The 15,091-nt window shown below is 71.2% G+C and carries 16 protein-coding genes; 3 read left to right on the forward strand and 13 right to left on the reverse strand.

Features of this window, described 5'->3' with window-relative positions:
* Window positions 1–63: 63 nt before the first annotated feature.
* Window positions 64–480: a rhodanese-like domain-containing protein gene (locus R4P08_RS10400; RefSeq protein WP_317813744.1), complete on the reverse strand. Its 417-nt coding sequence runs from the start codon at window positions 478–480 to the stop codon at window positions 64–66.
* 79 nt (window positions 481–559) lie between these two features.
* On the opposite strand from R4P08_RS10400, the gene R4P08_RS10405 reads away from it, so the two are divergent.
* Window positions 560–1,999 carry an FAD-dependent oxidoreductase gene (locus R4P08_RS10405; protein WP_317813745.1) on the forward strand — a complete coding sequence of 480 codons (1,440 nt, stop codon included), beginning with the start codon at window positions 560–562 and terminating at the stop codon, window positions 1,997–1,999.
* 47 nt (window positions 2,000–2,046) lie between these two features.
* Here the strand turns inward: R4P08_RS10405 and R4P08_RS10410 are convergent, their stop codons facing one another.
* The 5 genes from R4P08_RS10410 to R4P08_RS10430 all read right to left on the reverse strand — a co-directional run bounded on the left by R4P08_RS10410 (window position 2,047) and on the right by R4P08_RS10430 (window position 6,909).
* On the reverse strand, window positions 2,047–3,588 hold the full coding sequence (locus R4P08_RS10410; protein WP_317813746.1) for an alpha/beta hydrolase: 1,542 nt from the start codon (window positions 3,586–3,588) through the stop codon (window positions 2,047–2,049).
* Window positions 3,566–3,961: a hypothetical protein gene (locus tag R4P08_RS10415; RefSeq protein WP_317813747.1), complete on the reverse strand. Its 396-nt coding sequence runs from the start codon at window positions 3,959–3,961 to the stop codon at window positions 3,566–3,568. The genes R4P08_RS10410 and R4P08_RS10415 overlap by 23 nt, the downstream gene beginning before the upstream one ends.
* Window positions 3,962–4,085: 124 nt before the next feature.
* Window positions 4,086–4,649, reverse strand: coding sequence for a DUF1648 domain-containing protein (locus tag R4P08_RS10420; protein WP_317813748.1), 564 nt, complete (start codon window positions 4,647–4,649; stop codon window positions 4,086–4,088).
* 41 nt (window positions 4,650–4,690) lie between these two features.
* Window positions 4,691–5,968, reverse strand: coding sequence for a formate-dependent phosphoribosylglycinamide formyltransferase (gene purT, locus R4P08_RS10425; protein WP_317813749.1), 1,278 nt, complete (start codon window positions 5,966–5,968; stop codon window positions 4,691–4,693).
* 116 nt (window positions 5,969–6,084) lie between these two features.
* Window positions 6,085–6,909, reverse strand: coding sequence for a hypothetical protein (locus R4P08_RS10430; protein WP_317813750.1), 825 nt, complete (start codon window positions 6,907–6,909; stop codon window positions 6,085–6,087).
* 264 nt (window positions 6,910–7,173) lie between these two features.
* Between R4P08_RS10430 and R4P08_RS10435 the strand changes: the two genes are divergently transcribed.
* Complete coding sequence (locus tag R4P08_RS10435) at window positions 7,174–8,268, forward strand: CaiB/BaiF CoA-transferase family protein (protein WP_317813751.1); 1,095 nt, start codon at window positions 7,174–7,176, stop codon at window positions 8,266–8,268.
* Between the two features lie 2 nt (window positions 8,269–8,270).
* Entirely contained in the window at window positions 8,271–8,708 is a 438-nt protein-coding gene (locus tag R4P08_RS10440; RefSeq protein ID WP_317813752.1) for a GntR family transcriptional regulator, read from the forward strand.
* Window positions 8,709–8,731: 23 nt separating this feature from the next.
* Here the strand turns inward: R4P08_RS10440 and R4P08_RS10445 are convergent, their stop codons facing one another.
* The 7 genes from R4P08_RS10445 to R4P08_RS10475 form a co-directional block, all read right to left on the reverse strand.
* Complete coding sequence (locus R4P08_RS10445) at window positions 8,732–9,145, reverse strand: hypothetical protein (RefSeq protein WP_317813753.1); 414 nt, start codon at window positions 9,143–9,145, stop codon at window positions 8,732–8,734.
* A 319-nt stretch (window positions 9,146–9,464) separates the two neighbouring features.
* The gene (locus R4P08_RS10450; RefSeq protein ID WP_317813754.1) at window positions 9,465–9,956 is read right to left on the reverse strand and encodes a hypothetical protein; all 492 of its coding nucleotides are present in this window, start codon (window positions 9,954–9,956) and stop codon (window positions 9,465–9,467) included.
* 440 nt (window positions 9,957–10,396) lie between these two features.
* Window positions 10,397–10,981, reverse strand: a complete 585-nt coding sequence (locus tag R4P08_RS10455) for a hypothetical protein (RefSeq protein WP_317813755.1) — start codon at window positions 10,979–10,981, stop codon at window positions 10,397–10,399.
* A 131-nt stretch (window positions 10,982–11,112) separates the two neighbouring features.
* Window positions 11,113–12,399 carry an adenylosuccinate synthase gene (locus R4P08_RS10460; RefSeq protein WP_317813756.1) on the reverse strand — a complete coding sequence of 429 codons (1,287 nt, stop codon included), beginning with the start codon at window positions 12,397–12,399 and terminating at the stop codon, window positions 11,113–11,115.
* 114 nt (window positions 12,400–12,513) lie between these two features.
* Complete coding sequence (locus R4P08_RS10465; protein WP_317813824.1) at window positions 12,514–13,392, reverse strand: biotin-dependent carboxyltransferase family protein; 879 nt, start codon at window positions 13,390–13,392, stop codon at window positions 12,514–12,516.
* Window positions 13,393–13,397: 5 nt separating this feature from the next.
* Complete coding sequence (locus R4P08_RS10470; protein ID WP_317813757.1) at window positions 13,398–14,180, reverse strand: 5-oxoprolinase subunit B family protein; 783 nt, start codon at window positions 14,178–14,180, stop codon at window positions 13,398–13,400.
* Window positions 14,177–15,082 (reverse strand): 5-oxoprolinase subunit PxpA, encoded by a 906-nt coding sequence (locus R4P08_RS10475; RefSeq protein WP_317813758.1) that lies wholly within the window; start codon window positions 15,080–15,082, stop codon window positions 14,177–14,179. Before R4P08_RS10475 ends, R4P08_RS10470 begins: the two co-directional genes overlap by 4 nt.
* Between the last annotated feature and the right edge of the window lie 9 nt (window positions 15,083–15,091).

A 15,091-nucleotide genomic window follows, 5' to 3' on the forward strand; every position in this document is an offset into this window, starting at 1 on the left:
CTGGTGGTGGTGCGTGTCGGGACTAGCGGTGTTCAGAACTAGCGGGGCCTGGGGCGCCGACGGTCAGGACTGCCGCCAGGGCAGGCCCGCGACCTTCCACCCGTTGACGGTGCCGCGGCGGCCCTGCGGGTCGGGATCGCCCTCGAAGCCCTCGGCCACGTTGTAGGCGGGACCGTATCCCGCGGCGGCCGCGGTGCGTGCGGCGGCAGAGGAGCGGTGCCCGCTGCGGCACAGGAACAACACCGGCGTCTCGGGTCCCACGCCCGCCCGGCCGAGCTGCTCCACGAACCCCTGGTTTGGCTCGCCCGCCGAGGTCATCCACTCGATTCCCAGCGTGTGCTTGCCCAACCCCGACAGATCGGCGCCGCCGACCCACTGCCACTCGGCACTGGTGCGCACGTCCACCAGAACGGCGTCCGGGTCGGAGGCCAGCAGATCCCAGGCCTGTTGCGGGTCGAGATCCCCGACGAAGTCGCTCATGAAACACGATTATGCTCCCCCAGCCGCGGTTCGGTCAGGTCGAGGCCCCCGGGCGCCGCGTCTGTGCGACGATCGGATCATGACGACCCCCTCAGATTTCCCAGTCCGCGTGGCAGTCGTCGGATCGGGTCCCGCGGGGGTCTACGCATGCGAGTCGCTTCTCGCATGGGCCGATCAGCACGAGCGGGACATCGTCGTGGACTGCCTGGACCGGCTCCCGGTGCCGTACGGCCTGTTGCGCCACGGCGTCGCGCCGGACCACCCGCGCATCAAGGGCATCGCGCGGACGCTGGAGTCGATCGTCACCGACCCGCGCATCCGCTTCCTCGGCAACGTCGAGTTCGGCCGCGACCTCACCCTGGAGGACGTCCCGCGGCTGTATCACGCGGTCATCTTCGCCACCGGTGCGCTGGCCGACCGCGAACTCGGCATCCCCGGCGAACACCTCGAGGGTTCCTACGGCGCCGCACAGTTTGTCACCTGGTACGACGGTCATCCCGACGCGAGGCGCAACTGGGCGCTGACCGCCGACCGCGCCGCCGTGGTGGGCGTGGGCAACGTCGCGCTCGACGTCGCGCGGATGCTCGTGCGCACCCCCGAGCAGCTCGAGGCCACCGACATCCCCGCGCACGTCCGCGAGGGTTTCGGCACCAGCGCCACCCGGGTGGTGTCCGTGATCGGTCGGCGCGGCCCCGCCTACGCCAAGTTCACCCCGCTGGAGCTGCGGGAGATGGGGAAGGTGGAGGGTCTGACGATCGTGGTGGACACCGCCGACCTGGAGTACGACGACGAGGCGCGCGATCACCTCGAGCATGATCGTCGTGCCGGGCAGGTCTGCGATCAGCTGGCCAAGTGGGCGGCCGCGCAGGCGGAGACAGGCCATCCGTCGGCCGACGCCGCCGAGGCCGCCGCGCTCTCGGCCGGCGGGCGGGTGGTGCGTTTCCGCTTCCACCGCAGTCCCGTCGAAGTGCTGGGAACGGACGGCCGCGTGACCGGCCTGCGCCTGGAGCGGACCGAGCCGGACGGGACGCGGGTGCGCGCCACGGGAGTGTGCGAGGACATCGCCGTCGATGCCGTCTACAAGGCCGTCGGATACCGCTCGGACCCGCTCGACGGCGTGCCCTTCGACCCGGCCACCTCGACCATCCCCAACGACGGCGGGCGCGTGCTGACCGGGCCCGGCGGCGAGCCGGTCCAGGGGTTGTTCACCGCCGGCTGGGTCAAGCGCGGACCCACCGGCGTGATCGGCACCAACCGGCACTGCGCGGTGGACACGGTGAACCTGCTGGTCGCCGACCTCGAGGCGGGCGCCCTGTTCGCGCCCACCGCCACCGACCCTCAGGCCGTGCGCGACCTGCTGGCCGAGCGCGGGGTGACGGTGGTCGACGGCCCGGGTTGGGCCGCGATCGACACCAGCGAGCGCTCGCTCGGCGAGGCCTCGGGCCGCGAACGCACCAAGCTCGGCAGCCGTGAGGAAATGCTCGCCGCGGCGCTGGAGTCCCAGCCCAACCGCCGCTGACGGCCCCTTCCTCGCTCTCGACAAGACCGCTACCCCGGATTCTCGGGTCAATCGGTACCGGCCACGAGCCGACCGATCTCCTCCAGCGACACCGTCCCGGGATCGAAGTAGGCCGAGTGCGCGCCGCGCACCTGGTCCAGCCCCGGGACTCCTTGCGCTGGCTGGGCATCTGGTTCGGTGACGTCCACCGCGAACCCGCCGAACTCCTCCGTGCCCGGCCGCCCGCCCAGGACCTCCGTGATCGACCACCAGGGAACCGGGTCCCACCGCGAGACCACGCCCACCACCTCATCGGGCCGGGCCGGCCGCGCGGTGCCGGCTTCGTCTGTCCACTGCTCGGCCAGCGAATCGACCGTGGCGCCGGGGCTTCCCACGTGGATCATCCGGTCCGCTGCCAACCCGTGCGGGTCCGCCGCGGCCGCCCCGAGCACCGCCGAGCCGTAGCTGTACCCCACCGCCGCGTGCGGGGCGTCGTGGCCGTCCATGCTCTCGACGGCGTCCAGTCCCGCCGAGAAGTCCCGCAGGTCACCGGCGTGGGCTCGGGCGGGTGCCGCTGAGAAGCCGGCCGCGACGGCATCGGCGGGGGCGAGGTATCCCTGCCACGAGACCGCCACGCAGGACCCGGTGGCAGCATCATCGGCCTCACACAACGCCGCTGCCCGCTCGGCGGTGCGATCGATCGACCCCAGCGACGCGCCAGTCCCGGGGATCAACGTGACCACCCGGTCCGCGCCATCCGGATCGTCACTCGCCACCACCGCCCGGCCGTCCGCGTGCAGCGACAGCAGGTGCCGCCGCGGGTCCTCGGCCAGGTGCGCGGCCAGCGCGGCCAGACCCGGGGCCACGGCCTCGTCGGGACCGGCCCCGCCCGCGCCTGTCCCGCCCGCATCGAGCAGCCTGCGCAGCCGCGTCCGGTTGAGCGCGTCCCGGGTGGCCGACGAGAGCCCTGCGACCGAACCCAATTCCGGGTGGTCTCGGGCGAGGCGCTCGCGATCGGCCGGAGCGAGGGAGTGCCACTGCTCCGCGATGGCCCGGGGGTCGTCGTCGGTCGAACCCGCCAGATCGAGGCACGCCCGGGTCGCGGCGTCCGTGTAACCGGCCAGGGAATCGGCGGCCTCGCGTAGGCGTGCCACCAGCCCTCGATCAGCGTCCTCGACCTCGGCCTCGACCTGGACCTGGACCTGGACCTGGACCTCGGTAGTGTCCCCCGACGCGCGACCGACCCGCGCGTCGTCACTCCAGTGGATCAGCGCCCTGGCCAGCCTCGAACCCTCCACCCGCAGAACGTCGGACAGGAAGAGGCAGGCGCCGGAGAGCATCCTGGCCTCGGCAGCGGCGTCCCCCACGCGCCTGCGAGCCTGCCCACCCGAGCGACCCGACCACTCGCCGCCGGCGGCTGCTCCGCCAGCTGCATTCCCCCCGGCTGGATCGCCCCCGCCGAGTCGACGCGCCACCGAGTCCAGGTCATCCGCCGCGTCCGCTGTCTCGCGACCCGTCAACGCGGCCCGGTCCTCGGCGTGGTCCACGGCCACCACCAACGTCATCACCGACGCCATCGCCAACGCCTCAGCCCCCTGCGCCGGCGACACGGCGGGCCCCCTCCTCGTCGGCCTCGGCCAGTAGGCCCGAGGCCCGTTCCATCTCTCCCGCGATTCCCTCGGTGTCAGTCGCCACGGCCCGCGCCCGCCGCGCCAGCAGCTCCGCGCACTCGGCCAGCGCCGGCCCGCTGAGCAACCCACCCGACACTCCGGCCTGCACACCGGACGCTGCGGCCGACGCCTCCTCGAGCGCCGCGATCAATTCCCCAGCCCGCTCGGCAACCCGGGCTCCGGCCTCACGCACCCGGCCCGCCTCCGCCGCCACGGCCACCTGCTCGAACGCCAGCAGCGCCGACGCCACCGGACCCGACACCGCCCGCCGTGCCTCCGCCCCTGATCCCGCCCCTGCCCCCGAACCCGCCATCGACCACACTTCCCTCCCGCACAGATCCCAGTGCCGCTCGAGAGCCACGGTAGGGCTGTCGCGCGCCGGAATCAGGCCCGCGAGAGGGGGCTGTGGATGGGGTGGACGACCATCCACAGGCCGGTCAACCGAGGTCGGGTTGCTCTGCGTAGCGGCTGCCGAACATCCTCGCCAGGACCACGCCGGTGCCGACGAACACCACGGTCACCGGGCCGACAAGCCACACGCCCGGCATCCGGCCCTCCGGGGTCCGCGCGGCCTCGGAGATCCCCACCTGGATGCCGATGAACATCACCAGCATCACCGCCGCGATCAGCCACAGGTCCTCCCGGAGCAGCCGCTCGAACCGACGCAGCCGCGGCGCGGTGGCCGTCCACCACTGCCGGTTGGGGGCGTTGATCCCCGCCGGCCAGCGCAGGACGAGCAACGACATCAGCGGAAGCGGCAACGCGAACAGCAGCGGACCCAGCGTCGAGAACGCGATCGCGCCGGATTTGCTCGACCACCCGTCGGGGACCCCGCCGGCACCGAAATGCGTCGGCACCCGCTCGGGCAGGACCTGAACCTGCCAGGCCAGCACGGCCAGCCACACCGCTACCAACCCGGCGACCAGCACCAGGATCCAACGCGCGGTGGGCTCGCGGGGCAGGCCGCGGGCCTCCTCGCCGAGACTCCTCGTCGTCGTCATCCGGCGACGCCTCCCCACCGACCCACGACCACCGGCACCTCCTACCACACGACCGTCACACGCGAGGCGGCCTCGCGGGCCCGATCGCGCGCGGTCTCCACGTCCTCGGCGGTCGCCACGGCCACTCCCATGCGACGGAACTCGCTGGCGGAAGGCTTGCCGAAGAGTCGAAGCTCGGACTCCGGCACGGCGAGCGCGTGCGCGACGCCCGCATAACCGATGCCCTCGAAGCCCACGCCGTCGGCCGTCCCGCTCCCGGCCCCGTCACCGATCCCCGAACCGCCGTAGATCACCGCGGAGGCGCCCGGGCTGGCCATGGTGGTGACCACCGGCAGGCCGAGGACCGCGCGGGCGTGCATCTCGAACTCGCTGAGGACCTGGCTGCGCAGCGTGACCAGTCCGGTGTCGTGCGGGCGCGGGCTGACCTCGGAGAAGTAGACGTCGACACCCTTGACAAACAGCTCCACGCCGAACACGCCCACCCCGCCGAGCGCTCCCGTCACGCGCGCCGCCACCGACCGCGCCGAGTCGTAGGCGTCCTGCGTCATGGCCTGCGGCTGCCACGACTCCACGTAGTCGCCGCGCTCCTGCCGGTGGCCGATCGGCTCGCAGAAGTCGGTGCGGATCTCCCCCGTCTCCGGGTCCACGCTGCGGACGGTGAGCAGGGTGATCTCGTACTCGAAGTCGACGAACGACTCCACGATCACGCGCGCCCCCGCGACCCGCGCGCCGGACTGCGCGTAGGTCCACGCCGCATAGACGTCATCGGGACCGTGGAGGGAGGACTGGCCCTTGCCCGACGACGACATGGTGGGCTTGACCAGGCACGGGAACCCGATCTCGGTGCACGCCGCCTGCAGTTCCTCCAGCGACGAGGCAAAGGCGTACCGGCTGGTGGGAAGGCCCAGCTCCTCGGCGGCGAGGCGGCGGATGCCCTCGCGGTCCATAGTCAGCTGGACGGCCCGGGCGGTCGGCACGACGCGGGCCAGTCCGTCCTGCTCGATCTGCGCCAGCGCAGCCGTGGCGATGGCCTCGATCTCCGGCAGGATCACCTGTGGTCGCTCGAGCTCGACCACCCGGCGCACCTCGTCGGCGTCGGTCATGTCGATCGTGTGGGAGCGGTGCGCGACCTGGTGGGCGGGGGCGCCGGCGTACCTGTCCACCGCGATCACCTCGACACCCAGCCGCTGCAGCGCGATCGTGACCTCCTTGCCCAGCTCGCCCGAGCCGAGCAGCATCACGCGGGTGGCGGTCGGGGTGCCGGGCGTCCCGAAGCGGTCCACGGTGGGCGGGGCGAGGGGATCGTGCGCTGCGGTCATGGCTCCCACGCTAGTAGACCTGCGGCAACGGCCGGAACGCGGCTGAACAGACGTCCGGGCCCGGCACCATGGAGGGTGCCGGGCCCGGACGGGTATTGCGGGGTGATGCTGGTCGGTCAGTTGTTCAGCGCGTTCACGTCGATCACGGCGTCGGCGTCGGCGCCGCTGCCCGCGCTGCCGCTGTTGGCCTCGAGGTCGACGTCGACGTCGAGGTCGGCCTCGGGGGCGGCCTCTCCGCCGCCGAGCGAGCCGAGCAGGCTCGCGCCGATCCCGACACTGCCGCCGCTCACACTGCCGGTGCCGATCGAACCGCCCGGCAGCGTCCCGTTGATCTGGTCCACGACGACCTGCTTGTCGATGCCGAAGCTGACGACCGGGGCCTGCTCGCCGGCGGGCGGCGCGCAGATGATCACGGCAGCAGCCGGCGTGACCGGCGACGGGGCCGTCCAGACCACGCTCTCGCCGGCGGCCACAGCAATGTCAACGTCGACCTGCGGGTTACCAAAGAGACCGCCGACGGCACCCATCACGCCACCGTTGGCCGTGGCGGCCACGTACGCGTCGGGCCCGCCGTCGTCATCGGCCCCGAGGACAGAGACCCCACCCGTCGCCTCGAGTTGGCCGATCAGCACCGCCGTCGCGGGATTGGTGAGGTCCAGGCCACTCGGGTCGATGCCCGCCGCTGCGATCGCGGCATACGGCAGTGTGAAGCCGACACAGTTCTGGGCCGCCGCTGTTTCATTGATGTAGGTCACCGTCGGGCCACCCTCATCGTTTCCGGCGACCGACACCGGCCCGTTGAGCGCGGTGGCCGCGAGCCCGAGGCCCGCCGCGATCTCGGACGAACCCTGGGCTCCCGCGATCCCGGCGCCCGCGAGGACCGCTCCGGACGCGAGCGCGAACGCTGAGGCGCCGGCGGCGATTCGCTTGAATGAAGACATAAGTACTCCTTGAAGTGAGGGGACGCCACCACTTGGAGTTCGGCGACGACTTTGGCAGGCGTTCTGGGAAAGGCCTGAGAAGAGTGTTACATAGATCACATCTTCGTCTCACGTAAGCGGCGGAAACTTCGAGGCTTTTCCACAAGGCCCTCGTTCCGTTATCGCCGCTGGCCACACGGGCCACAGCAGTCACAGCGACCTACCTCCGACCCGTGAAGGGGCGAAGCGATAGCGTGTGGGGAACGCCACACGAAAGGCACACCTGTGACCAATTCCTCCTCTGGCCCCCTCGCCGGCATCCGCGTCGTCGAACTCAACGGCATCGGCCCCGGTCCCCACGCCTGCATGATGCTCGCGGACCTGGGCGCCGACGTCGTCACCGTCATGCGCCCGGGCGAGTTGGCCAAGTCCGTCGACGGGTGGGCGCACGTGACCCGTCGCGGCCGGACCGTCGTCGAGGCCGACCTCAAGAGCGACGACGGCCTCGCGCAGGTGCGGGCCCTCATCGCCAAGGCCGACGTCCTGGTCGAGGGCTTCCGCCCCGGCGTCACCGAGCGCATGGGACTCGGCCCGGACGAGTGCCTGGAGGCAAACCCGCGGCTGGTCTACGCCCGGATGACCGGCTGGGGCCAGTACGGGCCGCTCGCCCACACCGCTGGCCACGATCTCAACTACATCTCGCTCACCGGTCACCTCAACGCCACCGCCCGCAAAGGCGAGCGGCCGGTGCCGCCACTCAACCTGGTCGGCGACTTCGGCGGCGGGTCGATGTTCCTCATCCAGGGCATCCTCGCGGCGATCATCGAGCGCGCCACCTCCGGCGAGGGCCAGGTCATCGACACCGCCATGACCGACGGCGCCTCCGTGCTGGGTCAGTTCCAGTGGGCCATGCGCGCCCGCGACCAGTGGTCGGACGTGGCCGGGACCAACATGCTCGACACCGGGTTCCCGTTCTACGACGTCTACACCTGCTCCGACGGCAAGTTCATGGCCGTGGGCTGCCTCGAGCCGCAGTTCTACGCGGAGTTCGCTCGCATCCTCGGTATCGACGGCGAGGGGATGCCCGGACAGTTCGACTTCGATCGCTGGGACGAGCTGCGCGAGCTCATCGCCGGCAAGCTGGCCGAGAAGCCGCGTGACGAGTGGGCCGAGCTGTTCTACGGAACGGACGCCTGCACCACCCCGGTCCTGACCTACACCGAGGCGCTGGACCATCCGCACCTCAAGGCACGCGAGACCTTCGTGGAGGTCGCCGGGGACGTGGGCCCGTCGCCCGCCCCGCGTTTCTCACGGACCCCGGCCCCGACGCCGGTCGCGCCGCCGCGCGAGGCGACCGCGATCGATCAGGTCTGGGCCTGAGCATGAGCGAGTCGGGGGCCACTTCTCGCGCGCCGGGCGACCGCCCACGCGCAGCGGGCAGTGGCTCCCGGGTGGGCGGGGTGGCGCTGGTCGTGGACCCCGCCTCGGCCGAACCGCCGTTCCGTCAGCTCAAGACGCAGATCCTCGACGCCGTCAAGGGTGGGCAGCTGACGCCGGGGACCCGGCTTCCCGCCGTGCGAACCCTCGCCGACGAGGTCGGGATCTCCACCGCCACCGCGGCAAAGGTCTATCGCGAACTTGAGGAGTCGGGAGTACTCGAGGGTCGCGGCCGCTCGGGGACCTTCGTCTCGGCGGCAGACCTGCCTGCCGCTGCTCTTGCCCGGGCTGCCGAGGAGTTCACGGAGCTGGCGGCGGGCGCGGGATTCGAGGTCGACGACGCGGTGGCCGCCGTGCGCAACGCCTTCAGCCACCTGGACTGACAGGCCGCTGTGACCCTTGGTGGTCAGCCGCCGAGCGAACTCGTGGTCTCGGCGACCGAGCCCGAGCTCCCGACACCGGTCAGGGCGGCGTCGAGCGAGCCCAACCCGCTCGGCACACCGACCCCCGGGGACACCTCGACCTCCGCGTAGTCGATCTCCTCGACGTCACCGATCGAAGAACACATCGCCAACGCGTGCGGGTCGAACGACGAGTCGCTGAGGATGCTGCCGCTGTCCTGGCCATCAGGTCCGGTCTCCGTGACGGTCGTCTGCCCGTCCTCGACGAGGAAGCTGAGGACTCCGACCCTGCCCTGCTGCAACGCCACCTCGAGTCGGGCGGAGAGCTCCGGTGTCAGGCCGGTGTTGACCGGCATCGTTCGGATGAAGTCGTAGAGGTCACCGATCAACCGGCCCGGCCCGAGGTAGGTACCGCACACCAGATCGCGGCCTGACCTGTTGGTATACGTGACAGCCGAGTCCCCACCCCTCCCGCTCACGCTGACGCTGCTGGGACTGGCGAACACTGGCGTCAACTCGACCGGCTGAGCGTGACTTATCGCGGCACCGGATAGCGCGGTCCCTGATGCGAGCGCGGAGACCGCGACGGCGATACCGATCTTCTTGAACATTGACAAGGGTGCTCCGAGCGTCGGGTTCCGGTGGCCGGTCGGACACCTGGTCGCAAGTCCACAGTATCGGCCTAACCGACCGTGGGATTACCGTCAGACAGCCACTGCTAGGAACCGAATGCGGGAATCAGGGTCTCGAGCGAGCCGAAAGCCCACCGCTGCCTGGGGTCGAGACGTACTCCGCATAGGAGTAGACCTCTCCGAGCGACACGGGTGTCATATCGGGCTCCACGCAGACCAGCAATGCCTCAGCGGTGTACCCGGACGGCGCGGGCACCACCCACGTCACGGACGCGCCCGGTTCGATGAACTCGGAACCGCTACCGGGAGAGGAGGGCATGCCCCCACCCGACACCGAGCCGTCAGCGTTGAGGCCGAACATGCGCCCGGCAACGGCAGCGTCGGCCTCCAGCTCGGCGACCTTCGGTTGCAGCTCGCCCATCGCCGCGTCCGTGAGGCTCCGTTCCCCGTACTCCTTCACATGCGCGTCGACGACCCCGATTACCTCCGCAGGAGCAGACATACCCGTGCAGACCAGCGAGCTCGTGGTCTTGTTCTTGTAGGCGACAGTGACGCCCTGGGCCGTGCGGGTCGAGGTCAGTGTCGACGGGGAGTTCATTGTGAAGTTATCTCCGGCGACGCTTCCCGTGCCGGGAAGGCCCTGCGCTCCAGCCACGCCGGCTCCGGTGAGCGCAATCGCTGACGCGAGGGCGGCGACCGCGGTGGCGACGCCGAGTCGGGTGGGGCAACGCATTGGTTCTCCGGTCTTTGAGAGGAGACGGCAGCTAGGCCGACCTCGTGAAAGTTAATAGTGCTCCTACCTAACCCGCGATGAGAGCATTTCCGGCCGACTACCTGACGTATGTCATGTGCGGGCCGGCCTGATCGTCGGTGCTGGCCTCGGGATCTCGATCACGCTCGCAGTGGCGCCGGGGTGGCCGCAGGGGCGATCAAGCTACTGCAGATCCCAGGCCTGCCCTTCTGACCCGACCCACAAGACCCCGCCCCCGGCCTCTGCAGAGGCCGAGGGTTAGGTCGTTATTGAGGTCAGTCGGTCTGTCAGCTCCCGAGCGAACCCGTCGTCCGAGCGACCGAACCCGAGCTCCCCAGGCCGGTCAATGCGGAGTCCAGCGAACCGAGACCGGCCGGAACACCGCCAACAGAAGTCTCCACCTCGGCGTACTCGTTGCCGGTAGCGAAGCAGATCGCAACGGCGACCGGAGAAAAGGACCCGTCGGTGAGCAAGGCGCCCAGGCCGTTCTCGGCAACCGTGAATTCGGCGGTCCCGCCGTCTTCGACCACACCTTCGACGAGGCCGAGTTGGCCCTGTTCCGCCGCGTCGATCAACCTATCCATGAACCCCTCGGGCAACGCTTCACCCGAGAACTGCAGCTGGATGGCAACCTGGACGTCCAGCATCAGAGCTTCCTTGCCAACGTACGCAACGCAGTCCAGGTCCATGCCCGACTTGTTGGTGTAGGAGACCGTGGTGGTGGCGCCCGTGCCGCTAACGCTCACTCTGCTGGGGCTGTCATACACCGTGCCAGGGCCTTGGGCGTTGGCGAGGGTCGATCCGGTGAGTGCGGTTGCCGAGGCGAGGGCGGTCGCCACGGCGGCGACGCCGAGTCGGGTGAGGGGACGCATGGGTTCTCCGGTCTTCGAGGGGGAGGCAGCAGCTAAGCCGACCTCGTGAAAGGTAATAATGCTCTCACCTCACCCACACGAGAGCGTATTCGACCGATTGCCTGACACGCGTCGTGTGCCCGCCTGCTCGTCTACCCCAGGATGTCGCGCCGCACCACGTTCTGGTCGCGCCCCGGCCCCACGCCGATGTACGACATGTGGCAGCCGGCCAACTCCTCGAGCCGCAGGACGTAGGCCTGGGCCTCGGGCGGCAGGTCGCTGAAGACGCGCGCGCCGGTGATGTCCTCTTCCCAGCCCGGCATGGTCTCGTAGATCGGCGTGGCGTGGTGGAAATCGGTCTGCGTCATGGGCATCTCGTCGTGCCGCACGCCGTCGACCTCGTAGGCCACGCAGATCGGGATCTCCCCGATACCGGTGAGCACGTCGAGCTTGGTGAGGAAATAGTCGGTGAAGCCGTTGACGCGGGCGGCATAGCGCGCGATCACCGCGTCGTACCAGCCACAACGCCGGGTGCGGCCGGTGTTCACGCCCACCTCACCGCCGGTGACCTGCAGGTACTCGCCCCACTTGTCAAAGAGCTCGGTGGGGAACGGCCCGGCGCCCACGCGCGTGGTGTACGCCTTGACGATCCCCAGCGAGTGCGTGATCCGGGTGGGCCCGATGCCCGCGCCCACGCAGGCGCCGCCGGCGGTGGGGTTGGACGAGGTGACGAACGGGTAGGTCCCGTGGTCCACGTCCAGCATGGTGGCCTGCCCGCCCTCCATGAGCACGGACTCGCCGCGGTCGAGGGCCTGGTTGAGCATCAGCATGGAGTCGCAGACCATGGGCCGCAGCCGGTCGGCGTAGCCGAGGAAGTACTCGACCATCTCCTCGACCTCGACGGTCCGACGGTTGTAGATCTTCACCAGGATCTGGTTCTTGAGGTGCAGCGACCCCTCGATCTTCTGGCGCAGGATCGACTCGTCAAAGATGTCCTGCACGCGGATGCCCACGCGGGAGACCTTGTCGGCATAGGTGGGTCCGATGCCGCGGCCGGTGGTGCCGATGGCCTTCTTGCCCAGGAATCGCTCGGTCACCTTGTCCAGCGCCTGGTGGTACGGCGCGACCAGGTGGGCGTCGGCGGAGATCCGCAGGCGCGAGGTGTCGGCGCCGCGGGCCTCGAGCCCGTCGATCTCCTCGAAGAGCGCCTCGAGGTTGACCACCACGCCGTTGCCGATCACCGGCACGGCATTCGGCGACAGGATCCCGGCGGGGAGGAGCTTGAGCTCGTACTTCTCGCCGCCCACCACCACGGTGTGGCCTGCGTTGTTGCCGCCGTTGGGCTTGACCACGTAGTCGACGCGGCCGCCGAGGATGTCGGTGGCCTTACCCTTGCCCTCGTCGCCCCACTGGGCGCCGATCAGAACGATCGCTGGCATGGTTCGCTTTCACCTCTGAAGAGTCGTATAGACGGTGAGGGACGGACACCTTCTGGTGATTCCGCGCACACCAGCGCTCCAGATTAGTCGTCTGAGCGCTCTCACCCTAGTCGGTCAGCCCCGCAGCCTGCGCAGTCTCACCGGCGTTCCCGGCAGGAGTTGGCAGATCCGGTCCGCGGATCGCGAGGTCAGCACCCCGATCACCGGGTAGCCGCCCGTCACCGGATGGTCGGGTCCGAACACGACCGGCGAGCCGTCGGCCGGGATCTGCACGGCGCCGCGCACCATCCCCTCGCTGGGGATCTCGTCGGAAGAGCGCCGGGGCACGGGCCGGGCCGGATCGATGCGCACCCCCACCCGATCGGCGTGCCCGCTGACGTGCCCGGTCGCGGCCAGGACCTCCCACGCCTCGGGAGGGAACAGGTCGTCGCGGGGACCGGGCATCACGTCCAAGTCCACGGGGCCCGCACCGCCACCCACCTCCGGCACGCCCGCCGCATGCCAGCCCTCCGCCCAGGGGCCCACCACGGCGCCGCCCACCGCAAGGACATCGCCGGCTACCACAGGCGGCGGCCCGAGGCCGGACAGCGTGTCGCGCGAACGGCTGCCCAGCACGAGCGGCGCCTCGATCCCCCCGCGCACGCCCAGGTAGCTGCGGACCCCGGCGTCGGGCCGACCGATCTCCAGCGTCCACCCGGCCTCCAACCGGAGAACCTCACCGGTGGCGGCGGTGCGCCTGGAACCGGAGGAGGTGGTGACGACGACGAGGCCCCGCGCCCCCGTCACCGCCACGACTGCCGGGGAGTCCGTCATGACCACCAGCCCACCGAGCAACACCTCGAGCACCGCGGCCGCGGGGTCGGTCCCCAGGCAGCGCAGGACCAGCGCGGCGGCGGCGCGATCGGCCACGCCCGAGGCGGTCACCCCGAGCGAGGCGTTCCCCGGCCTGCCCAGGTCCTGCACCAGCGCAGACGGCCCGGCCCGCAGGACCATCAGGCTCACGACGCGGCGTCCCGGAACCGCACCCTCATCCCGGGGGCCAGCAGCGCCGGGGCGGACCGGCCGGAGTCCCACAGCACGGAATCGGTGGTCCCGAGCAGTCGCCAGCCGCCGGGCGAGGCGCCCGGGTAGACGGCGCAGAAGCGGTCGGCCAGCCCCACCGACCCGGCCGGGACCCGCTCCCGCGGGGAGGCCAGCCGCGGCACGGTCGGCAGCGGCCCGGGCGACGGGGGCACCGGCGACGGCGGCTCGGCGGGGCTGTCGCCCGCGGCGGTGCCCTCGGCTCCCGCGCCGGAATACGTGGCGGGATCATCAGAGCCGGCGCCGCGCAGTTCGCGCTCGTCGACCAGGTAGAAGAAGCCGGGCGCGAACCCACCGAAGGCCGCCAACCACGTGATCGAGGTGTGCTGTCGCACCAGCGCCTGCGGGGAGAGGCCCGCGAGTTCCGCGACGTCGGCCAGGTCGGGGCCGTCGTAACGGACGTCGATCGTCACCTCGCGCCCAGCGGCCTCACTCCCCGCACCCGCACCTGCCGCCGCATCCCCCGGGTCCCCGGGACGGGGAGGGCGCTCGGCCAGCAGCGCCTCGAGCCGCCGACGCAGCTCGGGAAGGGCAGCGGAGTCGCGCGTGGTCACCAGCACGGTGCGGGCCGCCGCGACCACGTCCAGTGCGGCCGGTCGCAGCTGCTCGACCCTCCGAGCCAGGGCCACGGCCCCGGCCAGATCAGCACACTCGAGCAACAGCGCAGCTTCTCCGCAGCGGAGGATCCTCGTCGTCGTCACCCTGCGCCCGACCCGCCGGCCGGACCGGGCGTGGAGACAGACGCGGCCACGAACGGTGCCACCTCCACCCCGGCCGCCTCCAGCGCGGCGCGCACACCGCGCGCAAGGTCCAGCGCGCCCGGGGTGTCGCCGTGCACGCACACCGACGCGGCAGGGACCACGACCTGGGACCCGCCGGACGCCGCGATCTCCTCGCCGCGCGCGATCGCGAGCACCCGGGCGGCCACCTCCTCGACGTCGGTGAGCACCGCCCCCGGCTGGTCGCGCGGCAGTAGCGTGCCGTCGGCCCGGTAACCGCGGTCCGCGAACGCCTCGGCCACCGCGGTGACCCCGGCAGCGCTAGCGAGGGAGAGCACGACCGATCCGGGCAGGCCGAGGATGGGCAGGGGCTCCTCGTCGGCCGACCCGGCGTAGCGCAGCACGGCGTCGACCACACCCGCGGCCTGCTCTGCATCGCGGGCAATGCGGTTGTAGAGAGCGCCGTGGGGTTTGACGTACCGGACCCTGGTCCCGCGCCGGCGGGCGGCCATGTCCAGCTCGACCAGCTGGAAGAGCACCAGCCGGGCCACCTCGTCGCGGGAGATCTCGTGATGGACGCGCCCGAAGTTCGCCCCGTCGCGGTAGGACGGGTGCGCGCCCAGGGCCACTCCCCGCTCAGCGGCCGCGACAGCGGTGGCCATCATGGTCGGCCGGTTACCCGCATGGAAGCCGCACGCGACATTGGCGGAGGTCACCACGTCCAGCAGCGCGACGTCGCCGGGATCCGCCCCCGACCGCGCGGCCAGCGACGCCGACCAGCGCGGGGTCCCCCGGCGAACCTCCCCGAGGTCGCAGTTCAGGTCGATACGGCGCACCCCACCCATCCTGCCCCAGGTTCGCCCCAGCCGACCGGAAGAGGTCATGATGGAGAC

It is taken from the genome of Rhodococcus sp. IEGM 1408 (genome assembly GCF_033142235.1).
In the GTDB taxonomy this organism is placed as follows: Bacteria; Actinomycetota; Actinomycetes; order Mycobacteriales; family Mycobacteriaceae; genus Dietzia.

Coding starts and splice junctions, on each gene's coding strand:
- R4P08_RS10455 (WP_317813755.1), bottom strand. CDS start 10,981: ATGCGTCCCCTCACCCGACTCGGCGTCGCCGCCGTGGCGACCGCCCTC.
- R4P08_RS10450 (WP_317813754.1), bottom strand. CDS start 9,956: ATGAACTCCCCGTCGACACTGACCTCGACCCGCACGGCCCAGGGCGTC.
- R4P08_RS10405 (WP_317813745.1), top strand. CDS start 560: ATGACGACCCCCTCAGATTTCCCAGTCCGCGTGGCAGTCGTCGGATCG.
- R4P08_RS10415 (WP_317813747.1), bottom strand. CDS start 3,961: ATGGCGGGTTCGGGGGCAGGGGCGGGATCAGGGGCGGAGGCACGGCGG.
- R4P08_RS10440 (WP_317813752.1), top strand. CDS start 8,271: ATGAGCGAGTCGGGGGCCACTTCTCGCGCGCCGGGCGACCGCCCACGC.
- R4P08_RS10475 (WP_317813758.1), bottom strand. CDS start 15,082: ATGACCTCTTCCGGTCGGCTGGGGCGAACCTGGGGCAGGATGGGTGGG.
- R4P08_RS10400 (WP_317813744.1), bottom strand. CDS start 480: ATGAGCGACTTCGTCGGGGATCTCGACCCGCAACAGGCCTGGGATCTG.
- R4P08_RS10430 (WP_317813750.1), bottom strand. CDS start 6,909: ATGTCTTCATTCAAGCGAATCGCCGCCGGCGCCTCAGCGTTCGCGCTC.
- R4P08_RS10420 (WP_317813748.1), bottom strand. CDS start 4,649: ATGACGACGACGAGGAGTCTCGGCGAGGAGGCCCGCGGCCTGCCCCGC.
- purT (WP_317813749.1), bottom strand. CDS start 5,968: ATGACCGCAGCGCACGATCCCCTCGCCCCGCCCACCGTGGACCGCTTC.
- R4P08_RS10460 (WP_317813756.1), bottom strand. CDS start 12,399: ATGCCAGCGATCGTTCTGATCGGCGCCCAGTGGGGCGACGAGGGCAAG.
- R4P08_RS10465 (WP_317813824.1), bottom strand. CDS start 13,392: ATGGTCCTGCGGGCCGGGCCGTCTGCGCTGGTGCAGGACCTGGGCAGG.